The 24,590-nt window shown below is 75.1% G+C and carries 23 protein-coding genes and 1 riboswitch; of the genes, 8 read left to right on the top strand and 15 right to left on the bottom strand.

Features of this window, described 5'->3' with window-relative positions:
• Position 1: 1 nt before the first annotated feature.
• Positions 2–3,613, bottom strand: coding sequence for a cobaltochelatase subunit CobN (gene cobN / locus ABZ479_RS33085; RefSeq protein ID WP_500464996.1), 3,612 nt, complete (start codon positions 3,611–3,613; stop codon positions 2–4).
• A 52-nt stretch (positions 3,614–3,665) separates the two neighbouring features.
• A riboswitch (cobalamin riboswitch) is annotated at positions 3,666–3,750 on the bottom strand.
• Between the two features lie 466 nt (positions 3,751–4,216).
• Between cobN and cobG the strand changes: the two genes are divergently transcribed.
• Genes cobG through ABZ479_RS33070 form a run of 3 tightly spaced genes read left to right on the top strand, consistent with a single transcriptional unit; the run spans position 4,217 to position 7,661 of the window.
• Positions 4,217–5,539, top strand: a complete 1,323-nt coding sequence (gene cobG, locus ABZ479_RS33080; protein ID WP_500464995.1) for a precorrin-3B synthase — start codon at positions 4,217–4,219, stop codon at positions 5,537–5,539.
• Positions 5,536–6,168, top strand: coding sequence for a precorrin-8X methylmutase (locus tag ABZ479_RS33075; protein ID WP_500464994.1), 633 nt, complete (start codon positions 5,536–5,538; stop codon positions 6,166–6,168). Before cobG ends, ABZ479_RS33075 begins: the two co-directional genes overlap by 4 nt.
• Positions 6,165–7,661, top strand: a complete 1,497-nt coding sequence (locus ABZ479_RS33070) for a precorrin-2 C(20)-methyltransferase (RefSeq protein ID WP_500464992.1) — start codon at positions 6,165–6,167, stop codon at positions 7,659–7,661. Before ABZ479_RS33075 ends, ABZ479_RS33070 begins: the two co-directional genes overlap by 4 nt.
• A gap of 16 nt (positions 7,662–7,677) precedes the next feature.
• Here the strand turns inward: ABZ479_RS33070 and ABZ479_RS33065 are convergent, their stop codons facing one another.
• Complete coding sequence (locus ABZ479_RS33065) at positions 7,678–8,436, bottom strand: cobalt-precorrin-6A reductase (RefSeq protein ID WP_500464991.1); 759 nt, start codon at positions 8,434–8,436, stop codon at positions 7,678–7,680.
• On the opposite strand from ABZ479_RS33065, the gene ABZ479_RS33060 reads away from it, so the two are divergent.
• Entirely contained in the window at positions 8,416–9,558 is a 1,143-nt protein-coding gene (locus tag ABZ479_RS33060) for a cobalt-precorrin-5B (C(1))-methyltransferase (protein ID WP_500464989.1), read from the top strand. The two genes, ABZ479_RS33065 and ABZ479_RS33060, sit on opposite strands and share 21 nt — an antisense overlap.
• A 40-nt stretch (positions 9,559–9,598) precedes the next feature.
• Positions 9,599–10,006, top strand: a complete 408-nt coding sequence (locus ABZ479_RS33055; RefSeq protein WP_500464988.1) for a DUF3224 domain-containing protein — start codon at positions 9,599–9,601, stop codon at positions 10,004–10,006.
• Positions 10,007–10,690: 684 nt separating this feature from the next.
• Here ABZ479_RS33055 and cobM read toward each other — a convergent pair.
• From cobM to ABZ479_RS33015, 8 genes are all read right to left on the bottom strand, one after another.
• On the bottom strand, positions 10,691–11,461 hold the full coding sequence (cobM, locus tag ABZ479_RS33050) for a precorrin-4 C(11)-methyltransferase (RefSeq protein WP_500464987.1): 771 nt from the start codon (positions 11,459–11,461) through the stop codon (positions 10,691–10,693).
• The gene (gene cbiE / locus ABZ479_RS33045) at positions 11,458–12,696 is read right to left on the bottom strand and encodes a precorrin-6y C5,15-methyltransferase (decarboxylating) subunit CbiE (protein ID WP_500464986.1); all 1,239 of its coding nucleotides are present in this window, start codon (positions 12,694–12,696) and stop codon (positions 11,458–11,460) included. Before cbiE ends, cobM begins: the two co-directional genes overlap by 4 nt.
• 162 nt (positions 12,697–12,858) lie before the next feature.
• Positions 12,859–13,071 carry a hypothetical protein gene (locus tag ABZ479_RS33040; protein WP_500464985.1) on the bottom strand — a complete coding sequence of 71 codons (213 nt, stop codon included), beginning with the start codon at positions 13,069–13,071 and terminating at the stop codon, positions 12,859–12,861.
• Positions 13,068–13,466 (bottom strand): hypothetical protein, encoded by a 399-nt coding sequence (locus tag ABZ479_RS33035; protein ID WP_499599454.1) that lies wholly within the window; start codon positions 13,464–13,466, stop codon positions 13,068–13,070. The genes ABZ479_RS33040 and ABZ479_RS33035 overlap by 4 nt, the downstream gene beginning before the upstream one ends.
• A 50-nt stretch (positions 13,467–13,516) precedes the next feature.
• Complete coding sequence (locus tag ABZ479_RS33030; protein WP_500464984.1) at positions 13,517–15,022, bottom strand: sensor histidine kinase; 1,506 nt, start codon at positions 15,020–15,022, stop codon at positions 13,517–13,519.
• Positions 15,019–15,747: a response regulator transcription factor gene (locus tag ABZ479_RS33025; protein WP_500464983.1), complete on the bottom strand. Its 729-nt coding sequence runs from the start codon at positions 15,745–15,747 to the stop codon at positions 15,019–15,021. Before ABZ479_RS33025 ends, ABZ479_RS33030 begins: the two co-directional genes overlap by 4 nt.
• Positions 15,748–15,822: 75 nt before the next feature.
• Positions 15,823–17,637: an APC family permease gene (locus tag ABZ479_RS33020; protein ID WP_500464982.1), complete on the bottom strand. Its 1,815-nt coding sequence runs from the start codon at positions 17,635–17,637 to the stop codon at positions 15,823–15,825.
• A gap of 117 nt (positions 17,638–17,754) precedes the next feature.
• The gene (locus ABZ479_RS33015; RefSeq protein ID WP_500464981.1) at positions 17,755–19,050 is read right to left on the bottom strand and encodes a hypothetical protein; all 1,296 of its coding nucleotides are present in this window, start codon (positions 19,048–19,050) and stop codon (positions 17,755–17,757) included.
• 95 nt (positions 19,051–19,145) lie between these two features.
• On the opposite strand from ABZ479_RS33015, the gene ABZ479_RS33010 reads away from it, so the two are divergent.
• Positions 19,146–19,631 (top strand): hypothetical protein, encoded by a 486-nt coding sequence (locus ABZ479_RS33010; RefSeq protein ID WP_500464980.1) that lies wholly within the window; start codon positions 19,146–19,148, stop codon positions 19,629–19,631.
• A gap of 25 nt (positions 19,632–19,656) precedes the next feature.
• A complete protein-coding gene (locus ABZ479_RS33005; protein ID WP_499599445.1) occupies positions 19,657–20,085 on the top strand; it encodes a DUF7144 family membrane protein in 429 nt (142 codons plus the stop codon).
• Here ABZ479_RS33005 and ABZ479_RS33000 read toward each other — a convergent pair.
• From ABZ479_RS33000 to ABZ479_RS32980, 5 genes are all read right to left on the bottom strand, one after another.
• Positions 20,055–20,951 (bottom strand): YhjD/YihY/BrkB family envelope integrity protein, encoded by an 897-nt coding sequence (locus tag ABZ479_RS33000; protein WP_500464979.1) that lies wholly within the window; start codon positions 20,949–20,951, stop codon positions 20,055–20,057. The two genes, ABZ479_RS33005 and ABZ479_RS33000, sit on opposite strands and share 31 nt — an antisense overlap.
• Before the next feature lie 233 nt (positions 20,952–21,184).
• Positions 21,185–21,583, bottom strand: coding sequence for a DnaJ family domain-containing protein (locus tag ABZ479_RS32995; protein ID WP_500464978.1), 399 nt, complete (start codon positions 21,581–21,583; stop codon positions 21,185–21,187).
• A gap of 119 nt (positions 21,584–21,702) precedes the next feature.
• Positions 21,703–22,863 carry an NAD-dependent formate dehydrogenase gene (locus tag ABZ479_RS32990; RefSeq protein WP_499599440.1) on the bottom strand — a complete coding sequence of 387 codons (1,161 nt, stop codon included), beginning with the start codon at positions 22,861–22,863 and terminating at the stop codon, positions 21,703–21,705.
• A gap of 214 nt (positions 22,864–23,077) precedes the next feature.
• Entirely contained in the window at positions 23,078–23,482 is a 405-nt protein-coding gene (locus ABZ479_RS32985; RefSeq protein ID WP_500464977.1) for a pyrophosphohydrolase domain-containing protein, read from the bottom strand.
• A 21-nt stretch (positions 23,483–23,503) separates the two neighbouring features.
• Entirely contained in the window at positions 23,504–23,995 is a 492-nt protein-coding gene (locus ABZ479_RS32980; RefSeq protein ID WP_500465030.1) for a molybdopterin-dependent oxidoreductase, read from the bottom strand.
• Between the two features lie 145 nt (positions 23,996–24,140).
• On the opposite strand from ABZ479_RS32980, the gene ABZ479_RS32975 reads away from it, so the two are divergent.
• A complete protein-coding gene (locus ABZ479_RS32975) occupies positions 24,141–24,527 on the top strand; it encodes a TOBE domain-containing protein (protein ID WP_499599434.1) in 387 nt (128 codons plus the stop codon).
• The last annotated feature ends 63 nt before the right edge of the window (positions 24,528–24,590 follow it).

The raw sequence follows: 24,590 nt of genomic DNA, 5'->3' as shown, positions 1-24,590 counted from the left end.
CCTACTCGCCGCCCTCCAGGTCACCTTCCGTCTCCAGGAACGCCTGGCGGAGCTGCTCGACGACCTCCGGGTCCGGCTCGGCCCACATGCCGCGCGACTCCGCCTCCAGCAGCCGCTCCGCCATGCCGTGCAGCGCCCAGGGGTTGGCCTCCTGGAGGAAGGCCCGGTTCTCCGGGTCCAGGACGTAGGTGCGGGCCAGCTTGTCGTACATCCAGTCGGCTACGACGCCCGTCGTGGCGTCGTAGCCGAAGAGGTAGTCGACGGTGGCGGCAAGCTCGAAGGCGCCCTTGTAGCCGTGCCGGCGCATCGCCGCGATCCAGCGGGGGTTGACCACCCGGGCGCGGAAGACCCGGGAGGTCTCCTCGGTCAGGGTGCGGGTGCGCACCGTCTCCGGGCGGGTGGAGTCGCCGATGTACGCCTCGGGGGAACGGCCGGTCAGCGCGCGGACGGTGGCGACCATGCCGCCTTGGTACTGGTAGTAGTCGTCGGAGTCGGCGATGTCGTGCTCGCGGGTGTCGGTGTTCTTCGCCGCCACCGCGATCCGCCGGTAGGCGGTCTCCATCTCCTCCCGGGCCGGGCGCCCGTCGAGGCCCCGCCCGTACGCGTAACCGCCCCACACGGTGTAGACCTCGGCAAGGTCGGCGTCGCTGCGCCAGTCGCGGCTGTCGATCAGCTGCAGCAGGCCCGCGCCGTACGTCCCCGGGCGGGAGCCGAAGATGCGGGTGGTGGCGCGGCGTTCGTCGCCGTGCGCGGCGAGGTCGGCGCGGGTGTGGGCGCGCACGAAGTTGTCCTCGTCCGGCTCGTCGAGGCCCGCGACCAGCCGCACCGCGTCATCCAGCAGGCCCACCACGTGCGGGAACGCGTCCCGGAAGAAGCCGCTGATGCGCAGGGTGACGTCGACGCGCGGACGGCCCAGCTCCGCGGCGGGGACCGCCGCCACGCCGGTGACGCGGCGGGAGGCGTCGTCCCACACCGGCCGCACGCCCAGCAGCGCCAGCGCCTCGGCGACGTCGTCGCCCGCGGTACGCATCGCGCTGGTGCCCCACAGCGACAGGCCCACCGACTGCGGCCAGCTGCCGTCACCGTCCTCGCGGTAGCGGGCCAGCAGCGAGTCCGCGAGGGCCTGGCCGGTCTCCCAGGCGAGCCTGCTGGGCACCGCCTTGGGGTCGACGGAGTAGAAGTTGCGGCCGGTCGGCAGCACGTTGACCAGCCCGCGCAGCGGCGAGCCCGAGGGACCCGCGGGCACGGCACCGCCGTTCAGCGCGTGCACGACGGCCTCGGTCTCGTCCGTCGTACGGGCCAGCCGCGGCACGACCTGCCGGGCGGCGAAGTCCAGCACCCGGGCGACGTCCCCGGGCAGGCCCTGCGCGACCGCGGCGACGGACTCCGGCGCCCAGCCGGCGTCCTCCATGGCCTGCACCAGTGCGCGGGCCTGCTCCTCGGCGGCGTCCGCGGAGAGCCGGGTGGCCTTCGACTCGTCCAGGCCGAGGGCCTCCCGCAGCCCCGGCAGCGCGGCCGTACCGCCCCAGATCTGCCGGGCCCGCAGGATGGCCAGCACCAGGTTGACCCGCTCGGCGCCGGTGGGGGCCCGGCCCAGCACGTGCAGGCCGTCGCGGATCTGGGCGTCCTTGATCTCGCAGAGCCAGCCGTCGACGTGCAGCAGGAAGTCGTCGAACTCGGCGTCGTGCGGCCGGTCCTCCAGGCCCAGGTCGTGGTCGAGCTTGGCGGCCTGGATGAGCGTCCAGATCTGCGCGCGGACGGCGGGCAGCTTGGCCGGGTCCATGGACGCGATCGCGGCGTGCTCGTCGAGCAGTTGCTCCAGGCGCGCGATGTCGCCGTAGGAGTCGGCGCGGGCCATCGGCGGCACCAGGTGGTCGACGAGGGTGGCGTGGGCACGGCGCTTGGCCTGGGTGCCCTCGCCGGGGTCGTTGACGAGGAACGGGTAGACCAGCGGCAGGTCGCCGAGGGCGGCGTCGGGGCCGCAGGCCGCGGACAGGGCCGCGTTCTTGCCGGGCAGCCACTCCAGGTTGCCGTGCTTGCCCAGGTGGATCATCGCGTCGGCGCCGAAGCCGCCGTCCGCCCGCGCCGTGGCGATCCAGCGGTAGGCGGCCAGGTAGTGGTGGGAGGGCGGCAGATCGGGGTCGTGGTAGATCGCGATCGGGTTCTCGCCGAAGCCGCGCGGCGGCTGGATGAGGATCAGCAGGTTGCCGCGGCGCAGCGCGGCCAGCACGATGTCGCCCTCGGGGTTGGCGCTGGTGTCGACGAACATCGCGCCGGGCGGCGGCCCCCAGTGCTCCGTCACCGCGTCCCGCAGCTCCTGCGGCAGCGCGCCGAACCAGCGGCGGTAGTCGGCGGCCGGGATGCGGACCGGGTTGGCGGCCAGTTGCTCCTCGGTCAGCCACTCCTGGTCGTGGCCGCCCGCGTCGATCAGGGCGCGGATCAGCTCGTCGCCGTCCCCGGAGACCAGGCCCGGGATCTCCTCCTCGGCCCCGAAGTCCCAGCCCTCCGCGCGCAGCCGGCGCAGCAGCGCGACCGCGCTGGCGGGGGTGTCGAGGCCCACCGCGTTGCCGATGCGGGAGTGCTTCGTCGGGTACGCGGACAGCACCAGCGCCAGCCGGCGCTCCGCGACCGGGATGTGCCGCAGCCGCGCGTGGCGGACGGCGATGCCCGCGACGCGGGCGGCGCGCTCGGCGTCGGGGGCGTAGACGGGCAGGCCGTCCGCGTCGATCTCCTTGAACGAGAACGGGACGGTGATCAGCCGGCCGTCGAACTCGGGGACGGCGACCTGCGTCGCGGCGTCCATCGGGGACAGGCCCTCGTCGCTGCCCTCCCACGTCTCGCGGGAGGAGGTCAGGCAGAGCGCCTGCAGCACCGGCACGTCCAGCGAGGCGATCGCGCCCGCGTCCCAGGCCTCCTCGTCGCCGCCCGCCGAGGCGTCGGCCGGCCGGGTGCCGCCGGCCGCGAGCACGGTGGTGACGACGGCGTCCACGTCCCGCAGGGCGTCGAGCAGTTCGGGCTCGGGGGCGCGCAGCGAGGCCACGTACAGCGGGAGCGCCCGGGCGCCGGCCTGCTCGATCGCGGCGCAGAGGGCCTCCACGAAGGCGGTGTTGCCGCTCATGTGGTGGGCCCGGTAGTAGAGGACGGCGACCAGCGGGCCGCCGGTCGCGGCGGCGGGGCGCTCCAGCCGGCCCCAGGAGGGGGCCGAGGCGGGGGGCTCGAAGCCGTGGCCGGTCAGCAGCACCGTGTCGGACAGGAAGCGGGCCAGCTGGGCCAGGTTGGCCGGGCCGCCGTGCGCGAGGTACGCGTGGGCCTCGGCCGCGATCCCGACGGGGACCGTGGACAGCTCCATCAGCTGGGCGTCCGGCGCCTGTTCACCGGTGAGCACCACCACCGGGCGCGGCCCCGCGAGCAGCGCGTCCAGGCCCTCCTCCCAGGCGCGGCGGCCGCCGAGGAGCCGTACGACGACCAGGTCGGCGCCGTCGAGGAGAGCGGGCAGCTCGTCCTGCGGCAGCCGGGCGGGGTTGGCGAAGCGGATCGGGACGGGGCCGCCGGCGGCGTTCGCGGCGCGGGCGCTGAGCAGGTCGGTGTCGGAGGTCGACAGCAGCAGGATCACGTCGGACGTGCCTTCCTCGGGGTCCGCGCCCCGGGCCGGTGGAGGACGGCGGGAGTTCCTGGCTCCCGTGGCCCGGCGCTCACGCGCCGGCCCCGGTGACAGTGGCGGGACCGCACCGGAATCGCACCGGTTTCCTCCGCTGAAGCCGTCGATGGCGTGGGCGCGGCTGGATGACCTGCCCGCCCAGCATAGTAAGGGGCTTCGGCGTCTCTTTCGGATCGATGTGGGGGACGGAACATTGCCGGACGCGTGCGAGCGGGCACCGGGTGGTGGGAGGTGCCCCGCCGCACGGCGCGCGGGCGGACGGCAACGGCGGCAGGCATCGGCGAACCGCAGCGACGCGGCGGATGCGCGTACCGGGCAGGGCGATGCGGCCCAGGTCGTGTCGTCGAACGGGCTCCGCCGGTCCGCGCTGGAAGGTGCCCGCGGTGCGGGGCGGGGCGTCGCGGGGCGGGGCGGTGTCCTCGCAGTGGGGCAGCCCCAGCCGAGGGTTCGGGGAGGGCGTTCGACGACACGGCCCAGGTCCGCGGGACGGGCCCGCGCCCGTCCCGGGGGCCCACGGTCCGGACGGCCCCGCTGACGGCCGCGGGTATGCTCGCGGCCATGCCGTCGCCCTCCGATCCCCCCGTGAGCGGCGCCTTCGCCGCAGCGACGGCGGGGCGCGGACGTGACGACGCCTGCCCCGGCGCGCTGCGCCTGCACGCCGCCGACGACGGCGGGCTGGCCCGCATCCGCATCCCCGGCGGCCTGCTGACGATACGTCAGGCCGAGGCGCCGGCGGAGGCCGCCGACCGCCTCGGCGACGGGCGCATCGACCTCACCTCCCGCGGCAACCTCCAGGTGCGCGGACTGCGCGACCCCGGCGCGGGGACCGAGCTGGCGGCACTGCTCGGCGAGGCCGGGCTGCTGCCCTCGTGGGCCCACGAGAGGGCCCGCAACGTCGTCGCCTCTCCGTTCGCCGGACTCGACGGCCGCGGCCACGGCGACCTGCGCGGCTGGATACGGCGGTTGGACGCCCTGCTCTGCGCGAGCCCGGCCGCCGCCGGACTCTCCGGACGCTTCCTCTTCGCCCTCGACGACGGCCGCGGCGACACCGCCGCACTCGGCGCCGATGTGACATTGATCGCCCGGCCCGGCGCCGCCGCCGAACTCCGCCTCGCCGGGCGGCCCGTCGCGCGGGTGCCGGCCGCCGACGCCCCGCACTGGGCGGTGCGCGCCGCCGAGACCTTCCTCACGCTCGCCGCCGAACGCGGCGCCCGTGCCTGGCGGATCGCCGACATCGACCCGGACGGAACCGCCATCGCGGCGCGGCTGCGCGCCGGAGGCGCCCCGTCCGCCGGACCCTCGACGGCCGTCGCGGGCGGACCGCCCCCGCTCGGCCTCGTCCCGCACCCCGACGGAACCACCTGCGCGCTGTCCGTGGGCGTCCGCCTGGGCCGTCTCACCACCGGGGCGTGGCGGCTCCTCGCGGACGTCGCCCGGTCCGGCGCCGGGGAACTGCGGGTCACCCCCTGGCGCGGTGTCGTCCTGCCGGGCCTGCCGCGCGCCGCGGCGCGGGAGGCGCCGGCCCGCCTGGCCGCGGCCGGCTTCCTGACCGGCGAGGACTCCCCGTGGCGCGGGGTCACCGCCTGCGCGGGACGCCCGGGATGCGCCAAGTCGCTGGCGGACGTACGCGCCGACGCCGGGGCCGCACTGCGCGACGCCGTCCCCGAGCCGGGACACCGCCTGCTGCCCGTCCACTTCTCCGGCTGCGAGCGCCGCTGCGGCCACCCGGACGGCTCGTGGGTCGACGTGGTCGCCGGCGCCGACGGCCGCTACCGCGTCGCCACGGCGGGCACCACCTCCGCCACCACCGCCGCGAACCTGCCCGCCGCCCTGGACACCGCCCGCCGCACCAGCACCCCACCACCCCCGAGGACGACGTGATCGAGTACGAGAAGGACGGACCGGAGATCTACCGTCAGTCCTTTGCCATCATCCGCGCAGAGGCGGAACTCGACGGTCTGCCGCCGGACGTGGCGCAGGTCGCCGTCCGCATGATCCACGCCTGCGGCATGACCGACCTCGTACGGGACCTGGCCTACAGCCCGTCGGTGGTCGCGGACGCCCGCGCCGCGCTGCGCGCCGGGGCGCCGATCCTCTGCGACGTGCAGATGGTCGCCAGCGGCGTCACCCGCAAGCGGCTGCCCGCGGACAACGAGGTGGTCTGCACCCTCTCCGACCCCGCCGTCCCGGCCCTCGCCGCCGAACTCGGCACCACCCGCAGCGCCGCCGCCATGGAGCTGTGGCGGGACCGCCTGGAAGGCGCCGTCGTCGCCGTCGGCAACGCCCCCACCTCCCTGTTCCGGCTGCTGGAGATGGTCGAGGCGGGCGCACCGCGCCCCGCCGCGGTCATCGGCGTGCCCGTCGGCTTCGTCGGCGCCGCCGAGTCCAAGGACGCCCTGGCCGCGCACCCCTCCCGCCTGGAACACCTGGTGGTGCGGGGCCGGCGCGGCGGCAGCGCCCTGGCGGCCGCCGCCCTCAACGCCCTTGCGACCGAAAGCGAAATCGTATGACCACCGGCCGTCTCTACGGAGTGGGCCTCGGCCCCGGCGACCCCTCCCTGATGACCGTGCGGGCCGTGGACGTCATCCGCTCCGCCGACGTCATCGCGTACCACTGCGCCCGGCACGGCCGCAGCATCGCCCGCTCCATCGCCGCGGCGCACATCCGCCCCGAGCAGATCGAGGAGCGGCTGATGTACCCGATCACGACGGAGACCACCGACCACCCCGGCGGCTACCGGGGCGCGCTCGACGACTTCTACGCCGAGTCGGCGGAACTGCTCGCCGCGCACCTGGACGCCGGGCGCACCGTCGCCGTCCTCGCGGAGGGCGATCCGCTCTTCTACGGCTCGTACATGCACATGCACAAGCGGCTCGCCGACCGCTACCCGGCCGAGGTGATCCCCGGCGTCACCTCCGTCAGCGCCGCCGCCGCCCGCATCGGACGGCCCCTGGTGGAGGGCGAGGAGGTGCTGACAATCCTGCCCGGCACACTGCCGGAGGAGGAGCTCGCGGCCCGGCTGGCGACCGCCGACGCGGCGGCCGTGATGAAGCTCGGCCGCACCTTCCCCGCCGTACGCCGGGCCCTGGAGACGGCCGGGCGGCTGCAGGACGCGCACTACGTCGAGCGCGCCACGATGGACGCCGAACGCCTGGAGATGCTGGCCGACGTCGACCCGGAGTCCGTGCCCTACTTCGCCGTCGCCGTGCTCCCCAGCCGCGTCGACGAACGGCCCGCCCCGGACCCGGCACCGGCGGACGGCGAGGTCGTGGTCGTCGGGCTCGGCCCGGCCGGGCCCATGTGGCTGACGCCGGAGGCGAGGTCCGCGCTCGCCGGTGCGGACGAACTCGTCGGCTACACCACCTACATGGACCGCGTACCGGTCCGCCCCGGGCAGTCGCGGCACGCCTCCGACAACCGGGTCGAGGCCGAACGCGCCGAGTTCGCCCTCGACCTCGCCCGGCGCGGACGCAGGGTCGCCGTGGTGTCCTCGGGCGACCCGGGCGTCTTCGCCATGGCCACCGCCGTGCTGGAGGCCGCCTCCGCCGAGCCCTACCTCGGTGTCCGCGTACGGGTCGTGCCGGGCATCACCGCCGCCCAGTCGGCGGCGGCCCTCGCGGGCGCGCCCCTCGGCCACGACTACGCGGTCGTCTCGCTCTCCGACCGGCTCAAGCCCTGGACCGTCGTCGAGGAGCGGCTGCGCGCGGCCACGGCCGCCGACCTCGTGCTCGCGCTCTACAACCCGGCCTCCCACAGCCGCAGGACGCAGCTGGAGGACGCACTGAAGGTGCTGCGCGAGGGCCGCGTGCCGGGCACGCCCGTGGTCGTCGCCCGGGACGTCGGCGGACCCGAGCAGGCCGTACGGGTCACCACCCTGGAGGACCTGGACCCGGCGACCGTCGACATGCGGTGCGTGTTGCTGGTCGGCTCCTCGCAGACCAGGACGGTACGGCGCGGCGACGGCACCACGGTGGTGTGGACGCCGCGGCGCTACCCGGCCTGACGCCCGGGCCGCCCGCTCAGGCCGGCAGCGCGCGCAGCCACTCCAGCGCGCCCGGCACGTCCGGGACGACGGGGACGCCCGCCGGGACCGGCGGACGCTCCACGACGACCACGGGCAGGCCCAGTTCGCGGGCGGCCGTCAGCTTGGGCGCGGTGGCGGCCCCGCCGCTGTCCTTGGTGACCAGCACGTCGACACGGTGCCGGCGCATCAGCTCCAGCTCCCCGTCCAGGGTGAACGGGCCCCGGTCCAGCAGCACCTCCATCTGCGGGGGGTGCGGCGGCTCCGGGGCGTCCACCGAACGCACCAGGAACCACAGGTCCGTGAGCCCGGCGAAGGCCGCCAGCCCCGTACGGCCCGTGGTGAGGAAGACCCGCCGGCCGAGCTCCGGCAGCAGCGCCGCCGCCTCCGCCAGGGACGCCACCGGGTGCCGTCGGTCGCCGGGGGCGGCGACCCAGCCGGGGCGGCGCAGGGCGAGCAGGGGAACATGGGTGGCCGAGGCCGCCTCGGCGGCGTTGAAGGACATCGTCCCGGCGAAAGGATGGGTGGCGTCGATGACCACGTCGACCGCGTGCGCGCGCAGCCACGCCGCGAGCCCCGCGGGGCCGCCGAAGCCGCCCGTGCGCACCTCCCCGGGCGGCAGCCGCGGCCGTTCCACCCGCCCCGCGAGCGAGCTGGTCACCCGCCACGCCGCCGGGTCGGCCGCCAGCGCCTCCGCGAGGCGGCGCCCCTCGGTGGTGCCGCCCAGGACGAGGACGTGCCGCTGTCTGCCGGTCATCCCCGCACCCTACGGTGCGCGGTGAGCGGCGGCCGGAGCGCCCAGCTGGAACGGACCGGGCTGCGGCACGGCTGGACCACCGGCGCCTGCGCCACGGCGGCCGCCACCGCCGCGTACACCGCCCTGCTGGACGGCGGGTTCCCCGACCCGGTGACGATCACCCTTCCCAAGGGGCAGCGGCCCGCCTTCGCCCTCGCCGTGGAGGAGCGCGGCGACGGCTGGGCCATGGCCGGCGTCGTCAAGGACGCGGGCGACGACCCCGACGTCACCCACGGCGCCCTCGTCCGGGCCACGGTGCGCCACGCCGCCCCCGGCAGCGGCGTCGTCTTCCGCGCCGGCCCCGGCGTCGGCACCGTCACCCGCCCCGGACTCCCGCTCGCGGTGGGCGAGCCCGCGGTCAACCCCGTCCCGCGCACGATGATGCGCGACCACCTGGCGGAGGTCGCCGCGCGGTACGGCACCGTCTGCGACGCCGAGATCACCGTCTCCATAGACAACGGCGAGGAACTGGCCCGCCGCACCTGGAACCCGCGGCTCGGCATCCTCGGCGGGCTGTCGGTGCTCGGCACCACCGGCATCGTGGTGCCGTACTCCTGCTCGGCCTGGATCGACAGCATCCGGCGCGGGGTGGACGTGGCACGCGCGGCGGGCCGCACGCACGTCGCGGGCTGCACCGGTTCGACGTCGGAGAAGGTGGCTGTCGCCGTGCACGGCCTGCCCGAGGACGCGCTGCTCGACATGGGGGACTTCGCGGGCGCCGTGCTGAAGTACCTGCGCCGACACCCGGTTCCGCGACTCACGATCGCGGGCGGCTTCGCCAAGCTCTCCAAACTGGCGGCCGGCCACCTCGACCTGCACTCCTCGCGCTCCCAGGTCGACAAGTCCTTCCTTGCGGACCTGGCCCGGCGCGGCGGCGCCGACGAGACCCTGGCCGAGGCCGTCGCCACCGCCAACACCGGTCTGCAGGCCGTCCAGTCCTGCCTGGCCCACGGCGTCCCCCTCGGCGACCTCGTCGCCGAGGAGGCCCGCCGCACCGCCGTCGGCGTGCTGCGCGAGGCCCCGGTCGCGGTCGACGTCATCTGCATCGACCGCGCCGGCACGATCGTCGGCCGCGCGGGCTGAGGCGCCCCCGCGGGACCCGGCCCGTCGCTACGCTCGGGGCATGAGAGCCGCGGGAACGTTCAGCGTCACGTCGTTCGTGCCGACCGAGCTCGTACCGGAGCCGGCCGTGGCCACCGGGACGCCGGTGGGGGTCGCCAGGATCGACAAGACCTTCGAGGGCGAGGTCACGGGCCGCTCGTCGACCCTCTTCACGGCAGCCTACGACCAGGCGAGCGGGATCGGCACCTATGTGGCGATGGAGTCCTTCGAGGGCGTGCTGAACGGCCGCGAGGGCACCTTCAACTTCGCCCATTCGGCGACGACCTCGGGCAGCGACCGCGCCGCCGAGTTCTTCGTCGTCGTCCCCACCAGCGGCACCGGCGAGCTGGCCGGCATCACCGGCACGGGCGGCCTCGCGGTCGACGAGGACGGCACCCACCGCATCTGGTTCGACTACGACCTCGGCTGAGGCCCCTGCGGGGTGACGGGGGCGGCGGGGGTGGTGGGGGTGGTGGCGGCTGACTGACGTCGGCTTTCCCGCCGTCTCGCGCCCTGCGGGCGCACAGCGCTGGCCGCGGATGGGAGGGTGGGGGGCCCGCCCTCTCTGCAGTGTGCGGTCGGTGGGTGGTTGGGGTTCAGGCGCCGGAGCGGGGCTGGTTGTTCGTCCGGCTCGGGTCTCGTTGCCGTCCGCGGGTATAGATGGCCGGTGACCACGCCCACCCTCCGTGGGTGGCGCGCCCGCCGTAACCGGCGTCTGCGGGTGCTTCCCCGACATCGGGCCCTCTTCCGACGGCTATACCGCTGAAAGAGAGCCCGATCTCCGTCCGCGCAAAGATCGGGCTCTGTTCCGCCGGATTTACCGTCGAAAGCGGGCCCGATCTTCCGCCGACCGCCCGGGCAGCACCCCGAAATACCCGCAGACGCAGGTAACGGCGGGCGCGCCCACCCCCGGCAGTAGGCGTGGCAACCGGCCATCTATACCCGCGGACGGCAACGAGACCCAGGCCCCCGGAAAGGCAACCCGCTCCGGCGCCTGAACCCCCGCCACCCACCGGGCCGCACACTGCCGACAAGGGCCGCCCCCACCCTCCCATCCGCAGCCAGCCGCTTTGCGCCCGAAGGGCGCGAGACGGCGGGACAGCCGACGTCAGCCCTACGAGGAGGTGCCGCACTCCGTCGCGTGCCGGTGGACGCGCTCGGCCGAGTAGAGGTGGCTGTCACGGAACTGCTCCGCGCCCAGCGTGCGACCGACCATGATGACCGCCGTGCGGACCACACCGGCCGCCTTCACCTGCTCGGCGATGTCCGCGAGCGTCCCGCGCAGCACCAGCTCGTCGGGGCGCGAGGCCATCGCGACGACGGCCGCCGGGCAGTCGGCCCCGTAGTGCGGGGTGAGTTCGGCCACCACGCGGTCGACGTAGCGGGCCGCCAGGTGCAGCACCATCAGCGCGCCGCTGCGGCCCAGCGTCGCCAGGTCCTCCCCCTCCGGCATGGGCGTGGCCTGCTGCGCGATCCGGGTGAGGATGACGGTCTGGCCGACGGTCGGCACCGTCAGCTCCCGCTTCAGGGCGGCGGCGGCCGCCGCGAACGCCGGGACGCCGGGGACGACGTCGTACGGGACGCCGGCCGCGTCGAGGCGGCGCATCTGCTCGGCGACGGCGCTGAAGACGGACGGGTCGCCCGAGTGCAGCCGGGCCACGTCGTGGCCCTCCTCGTGGGCGCGGACCAGTTCCTCGGTGATCCGGTCGAGCGTGAGCTGCGCCGTGTCCACGAGCCGGGCGTCCGGCGGGCACTCGGCGAGCAGTTCGCGGGGCACGAGGCTCCCCGCGTACAGGCACACCTTGCTGGCCGCCAGGATCCGCAGGCCGCGCAGGGTGATCAGGTCGGCGGCGCCGGGTCCGGCACCGATGAAGTGGACGGTCATGGCTGCCCTCCGGTGGGTTTGACGGCGGACCACTGGGTGACGGGCATGGCCTGGCGCCAGCCCGTGAAGCCGCCCACCGGGACGGCGTGCGTGACGGCGAGCCGGACGAGTTCGCCCCCGTGCCGCGCGTACCACCGGGCGAGCAGGGCCTCGGACTCCAGCGTGACGGTGTTGGCGACCAGCCGCCCGCCCGGCCGCAGGGCCCCCCAGCAGGCCTCCAGGAGGCCGGGCGCGGTGAGCCCGCCGCCGACGAACACGGCGTCGGGGACGGGCAGTCCGTCCAGCGCGGCCGGGGCGGCGCCGGTCACCACGCGCAGCGCGGGGACGCCGAGCGCGGTCGCATTACGCGTGATGCGCTCCGCGCGCACAGGGTCGCGCTCCACGGTGACGGCGCGGCAGGTCCGGTGCGCCCGCATCCACTCGACGGCGATCGAGCCGGAGCCGCCGCCCACGTCCCACAGCAGTTCGCCGGGCGCGGGCGCGAGGGCGGCCAGCGTCGCGGCCCGTACGTGGCGCTTGGTGAGCTGCCCGTCGTGCTCGTACGCGGTGTCGGGCAGCCCGGGGACCAGGCCCAGCCGCGGCGCGCCGGGGTCCGCGGCGCACTCGACGGCGACGACGTTCAGCGCATCGCCGGGCGCGTGCGGCCAGTCGCCGGCCGTGCCGTCCAGGATCCGTTCGCGGGCCGAGCCCAGTTGCTCCAGCACGCGCAACCGGCTGGCGCCGAAGCCCCGTTCGCGCAGCAGCCCGGCCACGGCGGCCGGGCTCCCGGCGTCCCGGCTCAGCACCAGCACCCGGCGCCCGTCGTGCAGCGCGCCCGCCAGCGCGGGCAGCGGCCGCCCGACCAGGCTGACCACGTCGGTGTCCTCCACCGCCCAGCCCAGCCGCGCGCAGGCGTACGACACCGACGAGGGGTGCGGGAGCACTCGCAGCCGGTCCGCGCCCAGTACCTCGGTGAGCGTCCGCCCGATGCCGTGGAACATGGGGTCACCGCTGGCCAGCACCGCGATCCGCCGCCCGGCGTGGGCGGCGAGCAGCCCCGGCACGGCGGGCCGCAGCGGTGACGGCCAGGCGACCCGCTCGGCGGTGACCTCCGGGGGCAGCAGTTCCAGTTGGCGCGGGCCGCCGATGACGACCCCGGCCCCGGTGAGCGCCTCCCGCGACACGGCGGGCAGCCCGGCCCAGCCCTCGGCGCCGATCCCGACGACGGCCACGGGGGCGGACGCGTCGTCGTCCATCACGGTCACCTCGGCAGTCGGCGGGAACGGGCGGGCACCGCACTCTACGTGAAGTCCCAGGTGAGCCCGGGGCCCGGGGCCCGGTGGCCGAGGTGGTTCCGCCTCCGTGAGGGGCCGGCCGTGCGCGGGTGGGGTGGCGCGCCCGCGGCGGGCGGTCCCGTGTCAGTCGTCGCCGCGGGCCGCGTCCGCGTCGGCCGCTGCGGCGGCGCTTTCCGCGTCGTCGACGATGCGGGCGAAGTCGGCGGGGGCCGAGGGGGCCGGGGCGGTGGCGGGGGCGGACGGGGCCGAGGTGGGGGCGGCGGACGGGCCGCAGGCGGTCAGCAGTGCCGCGCAGGCCGCCGCGGCGGCGGCGAGTGCCGCGAGGCGGCGGGTCACGAGGCGGCGCCGTTGTCGTGGGAGGCGCACCAGCTGCGGACCCGGGCCAGGTCGGTGCGGCGCTTGTCCAGGGTCGACGGCAGGGACTTGCGGAAGGTCAGCCGGTCGTCCAGGTACGTCGCGATCTCGTCGTGCCCGGCGGCCCTGGCGTTGGCGACCCGCTTCTCCAGCCGCTCGATCGAACCGCGGCGCGTGGCCGGCCCGTTCAGCCGCTTCAGTGCCCGGTCGATGCGGGCGTCGATCTTTCCGGCGCGCTTGCACAGGCCCTTGGCGCCGTCCCCGGTGGGGGCGGCGGCCGGGGTGCGGCCGGCGCCGGCGTCGGCGGTGGCGGGGCCGGCGAGGCCCAGCAGGGTGACGACGGTGGCCAGGGCCACGGCGGTGGTGCGGTGTCGCATGACGTCCTCCTTCGGTCGGGAGCGAGCGCGGAGCGCCTTCGCGACGGACGTTAGGGAGCGTCCTTGTGGAAACCCTGTGGTTCGCCGGCCCGCCCGGAGAGCCAGTCGCGGCGCGGCAGTTGGAGCGGCAGGGTCGGCGGGTCGCCGTCGCGGACGGAGCCGAGCGGCAGCCGCACCTCGAAGCGGGTGCCCGGCGCGCCGTCGGGGCGGTCCAGTACGGCGACCGTGCCCCGGTGCAGCGCGATCTGCTGGGCGACCAGGGTCAGTCCGAGCCCGGAGCCGGGGCTGTCGGGACGCCGGTGGAAGCGGGCGAAGACCGCGGCCCGCGCCTCGGGCGGGATGCCGGGCCCGTGGTCGTCGACGGTGAGGACGACGACCGGGGCGCGCTCGTCGTGCCCGCGCCGCAGGGTCACCTCGATGTGGGGCCGGCCGCCCGGAGCGAGTCCGTGGACGGTCGCGTTGGCCAGCAGGTTGTCCGTCATGGACCGCAGCCCCTGCTCCCAGCCGTGGACGAGGAGCCCGGGCGCCGCCGTCACCTCGACCCGTGCCTCGGGGTGGCGGCGCCGCAGGTCGGCGGCGGAGGCGTCGACGAGTTCGGCCGCGTCGACGGGGCCGAAGGCGTCCTCCTCGACGAGGTCGCCCTGGGCGAGGGCACGCAGCATGACCAGCAGCCCCAGCACGCGGGCGTGTTCGGCGCGCAGGTCGTCCACGACCTCGTGGCGTTCGGTGTCCGGCAGGCCGGGGTGGGCGGCGAGGATGTCGAGGTTCGTGCCCATGCTCATCAGCGGGTTGCGCAGTTCGTGCGAGGCGACCGCGGCGAACGAGCGGGCGGTGGCGAGCGCCTCACCGGTCCTGGCGGCCTGCTCGTCGTAGCGGGCGAGCACGGTCCGCAGGGTGTGCGCGAGGTCGTCGACCTCGGTGATCCGGGCGGGGGTGTGCTCCAGCCGTACGGCGCTGACGCGCGGGTCGAGGCCGCTCGCGCGCTGCTGGAGCCGGCGCAGCGGACGGACGGCGCGGCCCGCCGCGGCCCAGGCCAGCAGTCCGGACACCGGGGCGGCCAGCAGCGCCACCGTCACCACACGGCGGCGCACCTGCTGCAGCTGGGTCCGCGTGGCCGCGTCCGGCGAGAACAGCCACAGGGTGCCCCGGACGCCCTTGCGGCCGCCGTTCACCGGCACGGACAGCACGCGCCAGCGGGTGCCGCCGGCCAGGACCGTGACCGGCGAGGGCGCACGGGCGGGCAGCGCGGCGGACGCGTCCGGCTGGGGGCCGCCCGACACCGTGCCCTCGGGGCCGGTCAGCCGGATGCCCACGTCGAGCGCGGAGCTGAACAGCCGGCGCGTACGCGCCTGTTCGGCCGCCGGACGGTCCGCGGCGGTGGCCCGCAGCAGGGCCTTGGCGTCCGCGGCGACGGCCGTGGCGCGCTCCCGCAGGTGGGCGTCCTGCTGGGCGTGCAGGTCGGCGGCGACCAGCCGGATCAGCAGCGCACCGGAGGCGAGGACGAGCAGCGGGACGACCACACCCACGGCGAGGGCGACCCGCGTGGACAGCCTCACGAGAGGTCGTCCCGGTCGTCGCGCTCGTCCCGGTCGTCGCGCAGGACGAAGCCGACGCCGCGCACCGTGTGCAGGATCCGCGGCCGGCCGCCCGCCTCCATCTTGCGCCGCAGATAGCTGACGAAGGTGTCCACGGCGTCCGTGCGCACGTCGAAGTCGTAGCCCCAGACCCGGTCCAGCAGCTGGTCGCGGGTGAGCACGAGCCCGGCGTTGCGGGCGAGGACCTCCAGCAGCTCGAACTCCCGCCGGGTCAGCGCCAGCGGCTCGCCGTCCAGCCGGGCCTCCCGCGCCGCGGGGTCGACCAGCAGCCCCCCGGCGCGCACCCGCCCGCCCGTGGCGGGGGGACGCCGGCGCAGCAGCGCCCGCAGCCGCAGGACCAGTTCCTGCAGCGCGAACGGCTTGACCAGGTAGTCGTCGGCGCCCGCCTGGAGGCCGGCGACGCGGTCGGCCGCCTCGTCCAGCGCGGAGAGCATCAGGACGGGGACGTCGTCGTCCTGCTCGCGCAGCGTGCGGCACACCTCGATCCCGCTGAGGTCGGGCATGGAGATGTCCAGGACCACCACGTCCGGCGCCGCCTCGCGTACGGCGGCGAGCGCGGCCCGGCCGCCGTCGGCCAGGCTCACCGAGAAGCCGTCCAGGCGCAGCCCCCGTTGCAGGGACCTGCGTATCGCCGCGTCGTCGTCGGCGACCAGGACCCGGCCGCCGGTGTGCGCATCGGTTCTCACGGCGGTGATGGTAGGCGCAGCGCCCGGGCGGCGAAGCACCCCGGGCGGCGAAGCACCCCGGCGCTCCGCCGCGGGTCAGATGTCCAGCCGGTACGGCAGGAGGCACACGACGGCGTCGGTGCGGGAGCGCAGGATCGTGGCGAGGAGGATGCCGCGCTGGTTCTGCAGGATGCGGTAACGCGCGTGCCGCGGCTGGACCTCGGGGATGAGGACGGCGATCTGCCGCCCGTCCTGCGACATGCGGCGGACGTAGGAGAGGATCGGCAGCACCAGGGAGCGGTGCGGGCTCTCGATGACGTCGAGGCGGACACCGGGCTGCCAGCGCGCCCACGTGTCGAGCAGTTCGCGCGCCTTCGCCTGGTCGGGTTCGACGGTGACCGCGACGACCTCGTCGCCCAGGGAGATGGCCGCGGTCAGCGCGTGCCGGGCGAGCCGGCTGACCCCGCCGAGGGGGACGATGACCAGGCTGTCGGTGCGCCGCGGTCGCTCGGGGACGGTGCCGAGGGCGAGTTCCCTGCCGACCTCCGCGTAGTAGTGCTCGATGCGGGCGAAGAGCAGCATCAGCAGCGGCACCACCACGACGACCATCCACGCGCCCTCGGTGAACTTGGTGGTCACCAGGATCACCCCGGCCAGCGCGGTCAGCACGGCGCCCACCCCGTTGACCACCACCCGCGGCACCCAGCCGCGCGGGCGCGCCCCCCTCCAGTGCCGTACGAGCCCGGTCTGGCTGATGGTGAAGCCGGTGAACACACCGATGGCGTAGAGCGGGATGAGCCGTTGCGTCTGCGCGTCGACGGCGATGAGCAGCACCGCCGCCACGACCGCGAGGGCGACGACGCCGTAGCGGTAGACGGGCCGCTCGGCGCGCAGCCCGAAGACGTGGGGCAGCCGGTTGTCGCGGGCGAGCAGGCTCATCAGGACGGGCAGGCCGCCGAAGCTGGTGTTGGCGGCCAGCCCGAGGACGAGGGTGACCAGCAGGTTGCTGACGTAGTACGGCCACCCGGTGCCGAAGGAGCCCGCGGTCAGCTGGGCCAGCAGGGTCACCCCGCCGCGCGGGGCGACCTCGTCCCGGCGGATGAGGAACGCGAGGCCGATCAGCATCAGCCCCAGCAGTGCGCCGAGCATCAGCTCCGTGCGCTGGGCGCGGCGCACCTTGGGCGGCCGGAAGGAGGGCACGGAGTTCGCGATGGCCTCCACCCCGGTCAGCGCGGAGCAGCCGGAGGAGAAGGCCTTCAGCACCAGCAGCACGCTCAGTGCCTCCGTCGCGTGGACGGGCTGCGGGCTGCCGACGACCGCCGCGGGGTGGGCGCGCAGCAGGCCGGCGACGACGATCCCGCCGATGCACAGCACGAACAGCGCCGCGGGCAGCATCAGCACCCGCGCGCTGTCGGCGACGCCGCGCAGGTTCACCAGGGTGAGCAGGGCGAGCCCGCCGAGGCAGATCTCCAGCAGGTAGGGGGTGAGCGAGGGGAACGCTGAGGCGAGGCTCGCGGCGCCGGCGGCCAGGCTGACGGCGACGGTGAGCACGTAGTCGACGACCAGGCTGGCCGCCGCCAGCAGGCTCACCCGCGCCCCGAGGTCCTTCTTGGCCACCGCGTAGGAGCCCCCACCGTCCGGGTGCACCGCGATGACCTGCCCGTACGAGATGACCAGCACGACCAGCAGCCCCGCGATGACCAGCATGACGGGCAGCGTCACGGTCAGCGCCGCGGTCCCGGCGGCGATCAGCACGAGGACGATGGCCTCGGGGCCGTACGCCACCGAACTGAGGGCGTCCAGCGACAGCGCGGCGAGCCCCTGCACGCTGGTGAGCAGGGAGCGGTCGCCCTCGCCGTGCCGCAGCGGCACCCGCGGCCGCACCTGGCGGCGGGCCAGCCCGAAGGTCATCGCCGGCCCGTCGGCTGCGCGTCGCTCATGGCTGTTCTCCTCCGCCGGCGGGACCTCCCGTCAGCCTCCGGCGGGGGCCTGCCCGGCGCAGCGCGGGGTGGCCGATCGGGTGAGCGCTCAGTCGGGCCGGGCCAGGAACTCCACGACGGCGAGGACGAGGACGACGGCGAGGGCCAGCCCGAGGACCACCCAGCCGGTCGGGTAGGACCAGAAGGCGAGCGCGAGGGCGGCGGCCGCGACGACGACCCAGGCGACCGGCAGTTTGTGGCGGACGAGCCAGGGCCCGACGGGACCGGTCCGCATCCCCACCCGGTGCGCCGCGTCGCCCGCGCCGCCCAGCACGGACTCCCACACCCCCCGGGTCCGGCGGGCGTACCGCCCGGGCCCGCTCAGCCAGGCGCCCAGCGCGACGACGACGCCGAGCACGAACACCGCGCGGACGGTCTGGCGCAGGAAGCGGATGAGGGCGTCGTAGACCGTCCCGGCCGCCCGCTGGTCGACGTCGGCGGGCAGCGCGTCGAGGTAGATCGCCCGGAAGACGGTCAGGGCCGCGCCGAGCACGAGGGCCGCGGCGGCGAAGCCGAGCGCGGCGGCGACCAGCGCGCGGCGCCGGCGGACGGCGAGCAGCACGCCCGCGGCGGCGAGGACGACGGTGACGACCGGCAGCCAGAGGCCGGCGAGCTGCAGCAGCCGGAAGGCGGTCCTGATCTTGCCGACCTTCTCGGAGCGCACGACGGTGAAGTCGGTGTGGACCTCGGGGATCTTGGCGGCGATGGTCAGGCCCGCCTCGACCAGCCGCTGCTTGACCTGGTCGATGACGGGGGCGAGGTCGATCGCCACGGTGTCGTCGGTCAGCTTGACCGCACCGCCCCCCTGGCCGGTCAGCGCCTTGTCCAGCGAGTCGTGGATCCGGCGGTTGGCGTCGGTCCAGACCGTTTCGAAGGCCTCGCTGCGCACGACCTTCTCCGCCGTCGAGTGCACCAGGCTCTCGATGCCGCTGGTCAGCGGGCCGGAAATCCGGCTGAGCAGCTGGTCCAGGCGGGGGCGGTCCTGCGGGGCGACCTCGTCCAGGAGGCTCTTCACGTCGATCCGCTGCATCACGGCGGACGTGATCCGGTTGGCGGCGGCGTCCTGCACGGCGGGGTCGCTCGCCAGGGGCGCGACGGTGGCGACGTAGCGGTCGGTGTCGCCGACCTCGGAGTCCACCCAGACGGCCAGCGCGCTCAGCGGTACGAACACGCAGGCCACGACGATGAACAGGGCCGAGAAGAAGGCCCGCACGGGGCGTCGCCGGTGAGGCGGCGGGGCCTGCGCTCCGGCGCCCGCGGGAACGGTCTCCCGCGCCTCCAGTGCCGACAGCCGGGCGCGCAGTTCGGCGAGATCGTCACGCCCCTCGGGCGTTGCACCCGCCATGCCACCGCCGCCTCTCCTTCACCACGCGACACGGCAATTTAATACGTATGGTGATTGATGTGCCATTTGAGGCGCATGAGTCCGTGGAGGTAGGAATGACGAGGCCGTACCGGGGCCGCGCGGTGTGCGCGGCGGTCGTGCTGTCCGCCACCGCGCTGGCCGCGAGTGCCTGTTCCGACACCGAGAGCACCCCCGGCGAGAAGGCGTCCAAGGCCGCTTCCGCCGCGTCCTCGCTGGTGTCCGAGGGCGCGGAGGCCGTCGCCTCGGCGACCGCCGCCGCGCAGTCCCAGCTGGCGAAGATCAAGAACGGCGTCAACGCGAAGGACGACGTCAGGCTCGACCCCGTGACCGTGGAGGGCGGCAAGGCCACCACCACGGTCACGGCCACCAACAGCGGCGACAAACAGGCCACGTACACCGTCGAGGTGACCTTCCGCGACACCAGCGGAAACCTCCTCGACGCCGCCGTGGTCAACGTCGCCGACGTGGCACCGCAGAAGTCGGGCGAGGCCACGGTACGCAGCAACCGCGACCTGACGGGCACGGTCGAGGCCCAGGTGGAACGGGCGCTGCGGCACTGAAGCACCATCACGCGAGGAGGCAGCCATGGCAGCCACCGGCACCACACCCAGGACCGGGAACCACCGCGACGGGTGGGCACGCGGCGGCGTCACCTTCGCCGGCGTCCTGCTGCTCGTCGACGGCGTCCTGGCCATCTTCCAGGGCATCTCGGGGATCGCAGCGGACAACGTGTACGCGCAGATCGGCAACTACATCTACAAGTTCAACCTGACCGCGTGGGGCTGGATCCACCTCGTCCTCGGCGTGCTCCTGGTGGTCACGGGCACCGCACTCCTCAGCGGCGCCGCGCTCTGGTCACGCATCACGGGCATCGTCCTGGCCGGCCTGGGCATCATCGTGAACTTCCTCTACCTGCCCTACCTGCCGTTCTGGTCGATCATCCTCATCGCGCTCGACATCTTCGTCATCTGGGCGCTCGCGCACTACAGGCCGGACCGCTCGCCCGCCGCCTGACCGCCGCCCGCCCGGCCCTCCCCCGGCGGACCGGGCGCTGCGGGACCGGCCCCGGCCCCCGGCTGGTCGCCGTGGAACACCGCGCCCACGGTGAGGCACACGGTCGCCACGACGCACAGCGCGATCAGCCCGGACAGCAGGGTGAACACCGAGCCCAGCGAGCCGTACGCCTGCAGGCTGCGGTTGAGCGCCGTCGGCACGTACAGCGGAGCGGCGAAGACCGCCGCCTCCAGGAACAGCGCCGTGAGCAGCGCCCCCGGCAGCAGCGGCCGCCAGCCGATCCGGCCGCCCAGCAGCAGGTGCTGGGTCCACCACCAGATCCCCACCGCGCTCACCAGGGCCAGCGGGACGCCGAGCCAGCGGCCGGCGCCGAAGCCCAGCCGCAGCGGCCCCTGGACGGCCAGGTAGAGCAGCGCCGCGCACACCCAGGCGAACCAGCGCCAGGCCGCGATCCGCGCCGCCGACTTCGGCATGTGCCAGGCGCGTTCGCACACCCGCTGCATCGCCCGGCTGCAGGCCGTCGCCGACAGCAGGGCCATCAGGGTGCCGACCACCCCCACCGTCTGGCGCAGGCTCCCGGGGTCGGACTCGTAGACCGAGCGCAGCTGTTCACGGGAGGGGCCGGAGAGCCCCATCACCCGCACCAGCGAGTCGAACAGTTCCTGGCGCACGCTCTCCGGCGCGAAGGACGAGATGACGAACAGCAGCGGCACGGCGGTCAGGAAGGCCTGGGCGGCCAACCGGGTGGCCGCGTCCAGCACGTTGACGCTCAGCAGCCGGGCGGCGAGCCGGGTGATGATCGGGAACCGCCGCTCCGCCTCCGCCCGCAGGGCGCGCGCCCGCACCGGCAGGTCCGCGAACCGCACACGGAGCCCCTCCGGGATCGAGACCCGTGGCCGCCCTTTCACAGTCCGACTATTTTTCAGCCCGCCGGGGCCCGCAACCGCTGGCCTGCGGCAAGGACCGGGGTGCCGGCGGCGCCCGCCGCGGGTTGCCGGCGGGCGGCGACTTCCCGGTGGTGCGGAGGCCGGTGCGGGCGAAGCCCGCGAGGCTCTTGGAGGTGCGGCGCCCGGCCCACGGGACCGTCCGGGGTGCGGGTTCAGGCGCGCTTCGCGTGCCACTGGGCGACGACGGCGTCGACGTCGTACGGGACGAGGCCGAGCGGGGGGCCGTCCATCGGTGTGCGGATGCCCTTGCGGATGGTCTCGTTGACCTCTGCGACGATGCGGCGCACCTCGCGTTCGGAGGGGGCGCGGGAGGCCGCGTCCATCGCGTCCTCCACCTCCTTGCGCAGCCGCAGGCTCGCCGGGAGGTGGGACAGCCCCTCGCGGGCCATCTTCTCCCTGATCCACCACAGCTCGTCGTAGGGCCGGTCCAGGGAGGCCAGCGGCTTCCCCGCCCCGGGCAGGTTGTCGAAGGCGCCGCGCTCCGTCGCCTCCCGGATCTGCTTGTCGACCCAGGACTCGAAGGGGACGCCCGGTGGCTTGCGCTCCGTCATGCCCTCGATTCTCCCCCCGGCCGCGCCGACGGGGGAGGGGAGGGGACGAGGGGAGGGCGGAGCGGGCCGGCCGGCGCCGACCCGCACGCCCTGCGGGTCGGCAGCCGGTCCGGGACCGGTCAGCCCGTGATGGAGTACGAGTGGGCGCCCGTGCCCGCCAGCGCTCCGCCCGCGACGATCAGGTACTCGTCCCGGATCGGCCTGCCGTCCAGCCAGCACTCGAGGATCTCGCGGGTCCCCGCCGCGTACCGGGCCTGGGCCGACAGCGAGGAACCGGAGATGTGCGGCGTCATGCCGTGGTGCGGCATGGTGCGCCAGGGGTGGTCGGCGGGGGCCGGCTGCGGGTACCAGACGTCGCCCGCGTAGCCCGCCAGCCGTCCGTCCCGCAGGGCCCGGCCCACGGCGTCCTGGTCGACGATCAGCGCCCGCGCGGTGTTGATGAGGTAGGCGCCGCGCTTCATGGTGTCGATCAGCTTGTCGTCGAAGAGACCCTCGGTCTCCGGGTGGAGCGGCGCGTTGACGGTCACGACGTCGCAGTGCGGGACCATGTCGGCGGCGCTCTCGTGCCAGGTCAGCCCGAGCTCCTGCTCGACGGCCTCCGGCAGCCGGTGCCGGTCGGTATAGTGCAGCTTCACGTCGAAGGGCGCCAGGCGGCGCAGGACCGCCAGGCCGATGCGGCCCGCGGCGACCGTGCCGACGTGCATGCCCTCCAGGTCGTACGACCGGGCCACGCAGTCCGCGATGTTCCAGCCGCCGTCCAGGACGACCCGGTGCGAGGGCAGGTAGTTGCGCACCAGCGACAGGGTCATCATCACCACGTGCTCGGCGACGCTGATGCTGTTGCAGTAGGTGACCTCGGCGACGGTGATGCCACGGGCGACGGCCGCGTCCAGGTCGACGTGGTCCGAGCCGATGCCCGCCGTGACGGCCAGCTTCAGGTTCTTGGCGGCGGCGATGCGCTCGGGCGTCAGGTAGGCCGGCCAGAAGGGCTGGGAGATGACCACGTCGGCGTCGGCCAGCTCACGGTCGAAGACCGATCCGTCGCCGTCCTTGTCCGAGGTGACGACCAGGCTGTGGCCGCGCTCCTCCAGGAAGCGGCGCAGGCCCAGTTCGCCCGAGACGCTGCCGAGGAGGGCGCCGGGGGTGAAGTCGGTCGCCTGCGGCGTGGGGGTGGTCTGGCCGCCGGGGTACTGGTCGATGCGCGGCAGGTCGTCGCGGGCGTACGTGGTCGGGTAACCGTCGGCCGGGTCGTCGTACAGGACGCACAGCACCTTTGCCATGACTGCGGCTCCTCATCCGTGAAGTGGACGCTGCGGAAGGTCACTTCACGTTCGCGGCCAGGCCACCCGGGGGTCAAAGCGAACGTCGCTATGGCGGGATAGCCCGCTCCTATCACCGCACCCCGGGCCGCTCACCGGCCCGGGTACGCGTCCACCAGGGCCACCAGGGCGTCGAGGGCGTCACGACGGCAGGGGTCGGCGCCGCGCCCCCGGGTCACTCCCCGGCGGGCGTCCAGCCCTGGGCGCGCAGCACCGCCGCGACGTCCGGGGCCCGGTAGTGCTCGCCCTTGAGGACCTTGCCGTCGGCCCGCAGGGCCGGCCGGCCGTCGGGGCCGAGCTTGCTCATGTTGGCGCGGTGGATCTCCGCGATGACCTCGTCGAGGTCGATGCCGTGCACCAGCGCGGTGCCGTACGCGACGTAGACCACGTCGGCCAGTTCGTGCGCGAGGTGGTCCAGCGGCCCGGCCTCGGAGGCCTCGGCGACCTCCGCCACCTCCTCGGCCAGCAGGTCCTGGCGGTGCGCCGCGTACGCGGGCGGGATCTCGGTCGGGCGGGGACGGACGTCGAGGCCGAAGACGGTGTGGAACTCACGGACCAGGCCGGCGGGGGAGGGTCGCATTCCGCCGATCGTAGTGCCCGCTCAGAGGCCCCCGTCGCTCCCCGCCGCCGGGCCGCCGCCGTACCCGCCGTCCACGCGGATGCCGGTGATGCCGCTGATGTGCCGGGCCCCGCAACGGTCCTGGGGCAGCACCAGTTGCGGGCCCTGGACGTCCAGCGGGGTACCGTCGATGCGGGTGGCCAGCAGCACGCGGGCCTGCCCGAAGTCCGGGTCGATCTCGGCCCAGGACAGCAGTGCGTGGTGGCCGTCCGCCCCGGTCACGGCGATGAGGAAGCGCAACCGGTCCTTGCGGCGGCCGGGGTCGAAGCCGGGACCGGCCGAGCAGAGCACCTCGTGGAGCAACGGGCCCTCGAACCGGTGGTGCTGCACACCGCTGGTCTGGCACTCGAAGCTCACGCGGGCCGTGTGCTGGGGCCAGGCGAGCAGGTCCGGCACGGTGAGCGGGGCGGGGCGGGCCAGGTCGCCGCTCAGGGTGAACCCGGCGAGCTCCGGCGGCGGCACGGTAACGGACACGGTCACGGGCTTCCACCTCCCCCGGTGACCGTACCCGCGCCCGGCCGTCGTGGAAACGCACATGCGACCCCCGAAGCTCAGCGATCCGGCTCATGCAATCCGACAAGGGGCTTCCAGCTCGCATCTGCGTCACTATGATCGAGTCATGCACACCTACCGGATCGGCGAGGCGGCCGCATTGATGGGCGTGAGTGCGGACACCCTCAGACGCTGGGTCGACAGCGGGCGGCTGCGGGCGGAACGCGACGAGCAGGGCCGGCGCATCATCGAGGGCCCCCACCTGGCCGCGTTCGCCCGGGAGTTCAACCGCACCGAACGCGAGCACACCGGCTCCTCGGCCCGCAACCGCTTCTCGGGCATCGTCACCGAGGTGATCCTCGGCGACGTGTCCGCGCAGGTCGAGATCCAGGCCGGCCCGTTCCGCGTGGTGTCCATGATCAGCCGGGAGTCGGCCGAGGAGCTGAAGCTCGAGCCCGGCGTACCGGCGGTCGCCGTCATCAAGTCGACCAACGTGGTCGTCGAGAGACCGTAGAGACCGAGACTCGGAGGAGCAGCCCTGTGATGACCCGTCCCACGCACCGCCGGACCCTTCAGC

This window comes from Streptomyces sp. NPDC005722, assembly GCF_040630935.1.
Classification (GTDB): Bacteria; Actinomycetota; Actinomycetes; order Streptomycetales; family Streptomycetaceae; genus Actinacidiphila.
This window is presented reverse-complemented; position numbering and strand designations above follow the sequence as displayed.

Excerpts from the sequence above, each read along its gene's own strand:
- cobG (WP_500464995.1), top strand. The coding sequence starts at position 4,217 with ATGCCGTCGCCCTCCGATCCCCCCGTGAGCGGCGCCTTCGCCGCAGCG.
- ABZ479_RS33070 (WP_500464992.1), top strand. The coding sequence starts at position 6,165 with ATGACCACCGGCCGTCTCTACGGAGTGGGCCTCGGCCCCGGCGACCCC.
- ABZ479_RS33065 (WP_500464991.1), bottom strand. The coding sequence starts at position 8,436 with ATGACCGGCAGACAGCGGCACGTCCTCGTCCTGGGCGGCACCACCGAG.
- ABZ479_RS33055 (WP_500464988.1), top strand. The coding sequence starts at position 9,599 with ATGAGAGCCGCGGGAACGTTCAGCGTCACGTCGTTCGTGCCGACCGAG.
- cobM (WP_500464987.1), bottom strand. The coding sequence starts at position 11,461 with ATGACCGTCCACTTCATCGGTGCCGGACCCGGCGCCGCCGACCTGATC.
- cbiE (WP_500464986.1), bottom strand. The coding sequence starts at position 12,696 with ATGGACGACGACGCGTCCGCCCCCGTGGCCGTCGTCGGGATCGGCGCC.
- ABZ479_RS33035 (WP_499599454.1), bottom strand. The coding sequence starts at position 13,466 with ATGCGACACCGCACCACCGCCGTGGCCCTGGCCACCGTCGTCACCCTG.
- ABZ479_RS33020 (WP_500464982.1), bottom strand. The coding sequence starts at position 17,637 with ATGACCTTCGGGCTGGCCCGCCGCCAGGTGCGGCCGCGGGTGCCGCTG.
- ABZ479_RS33015 (WP_500464981.1), bottom strand. The coding sequence starts at position 19,050 with ATGGCGGGTGCAACGCCCGAGGGGCGTGACGATCTCGCCGAACTGCGC.
- ABZ479_RS33010 (WP_500464980.1), top strand. The coding sequence starts at position 19,146 with ATGACGAGGCCGTACCGGGGCCGCGCGGTGTGCGCGGCGGTCGTGCTG.
- ABZ479_RS33005 (WP_499599445.1), top strand. The coding sequence starts at position 19,657 with ATGGCAGCCACCGGCACCACACCCAGGACCGGGAACCACCGCGACGGG.
- ABZ479_RS32995 (WP_500464978.1), bottom strand. The coding sequence starts at position 21,583 with ATGACGGAGCGCAAGCCACCGGGCGTCCCCTTCGAGTCCTGGGTCGAC.
- ABZ479_RS32990 (WP_499599440.1), bottom strand. The coding sequence starts at position 22,863 with ATGGCAAAGGTGCTGTGCGTCCTGTACGACGACCCGGCCGACGGTTAC.
- ABZ479_RS32985 (WP_500464977.1), bottom strand. The coding sequence starts at position 23,482 with ATGCGACCCTCCCCCGCCGGCCTGGTCCGTGAGTTCCACACCGTCTTC.
- ABZ479_RS32975 (WP_499599434.1), top strand. The coding sequence starts at position 24,141 with ATGCACACCTACCGGATCGGCGAGGCGGCCGCATTGATGGGCGTGAGT.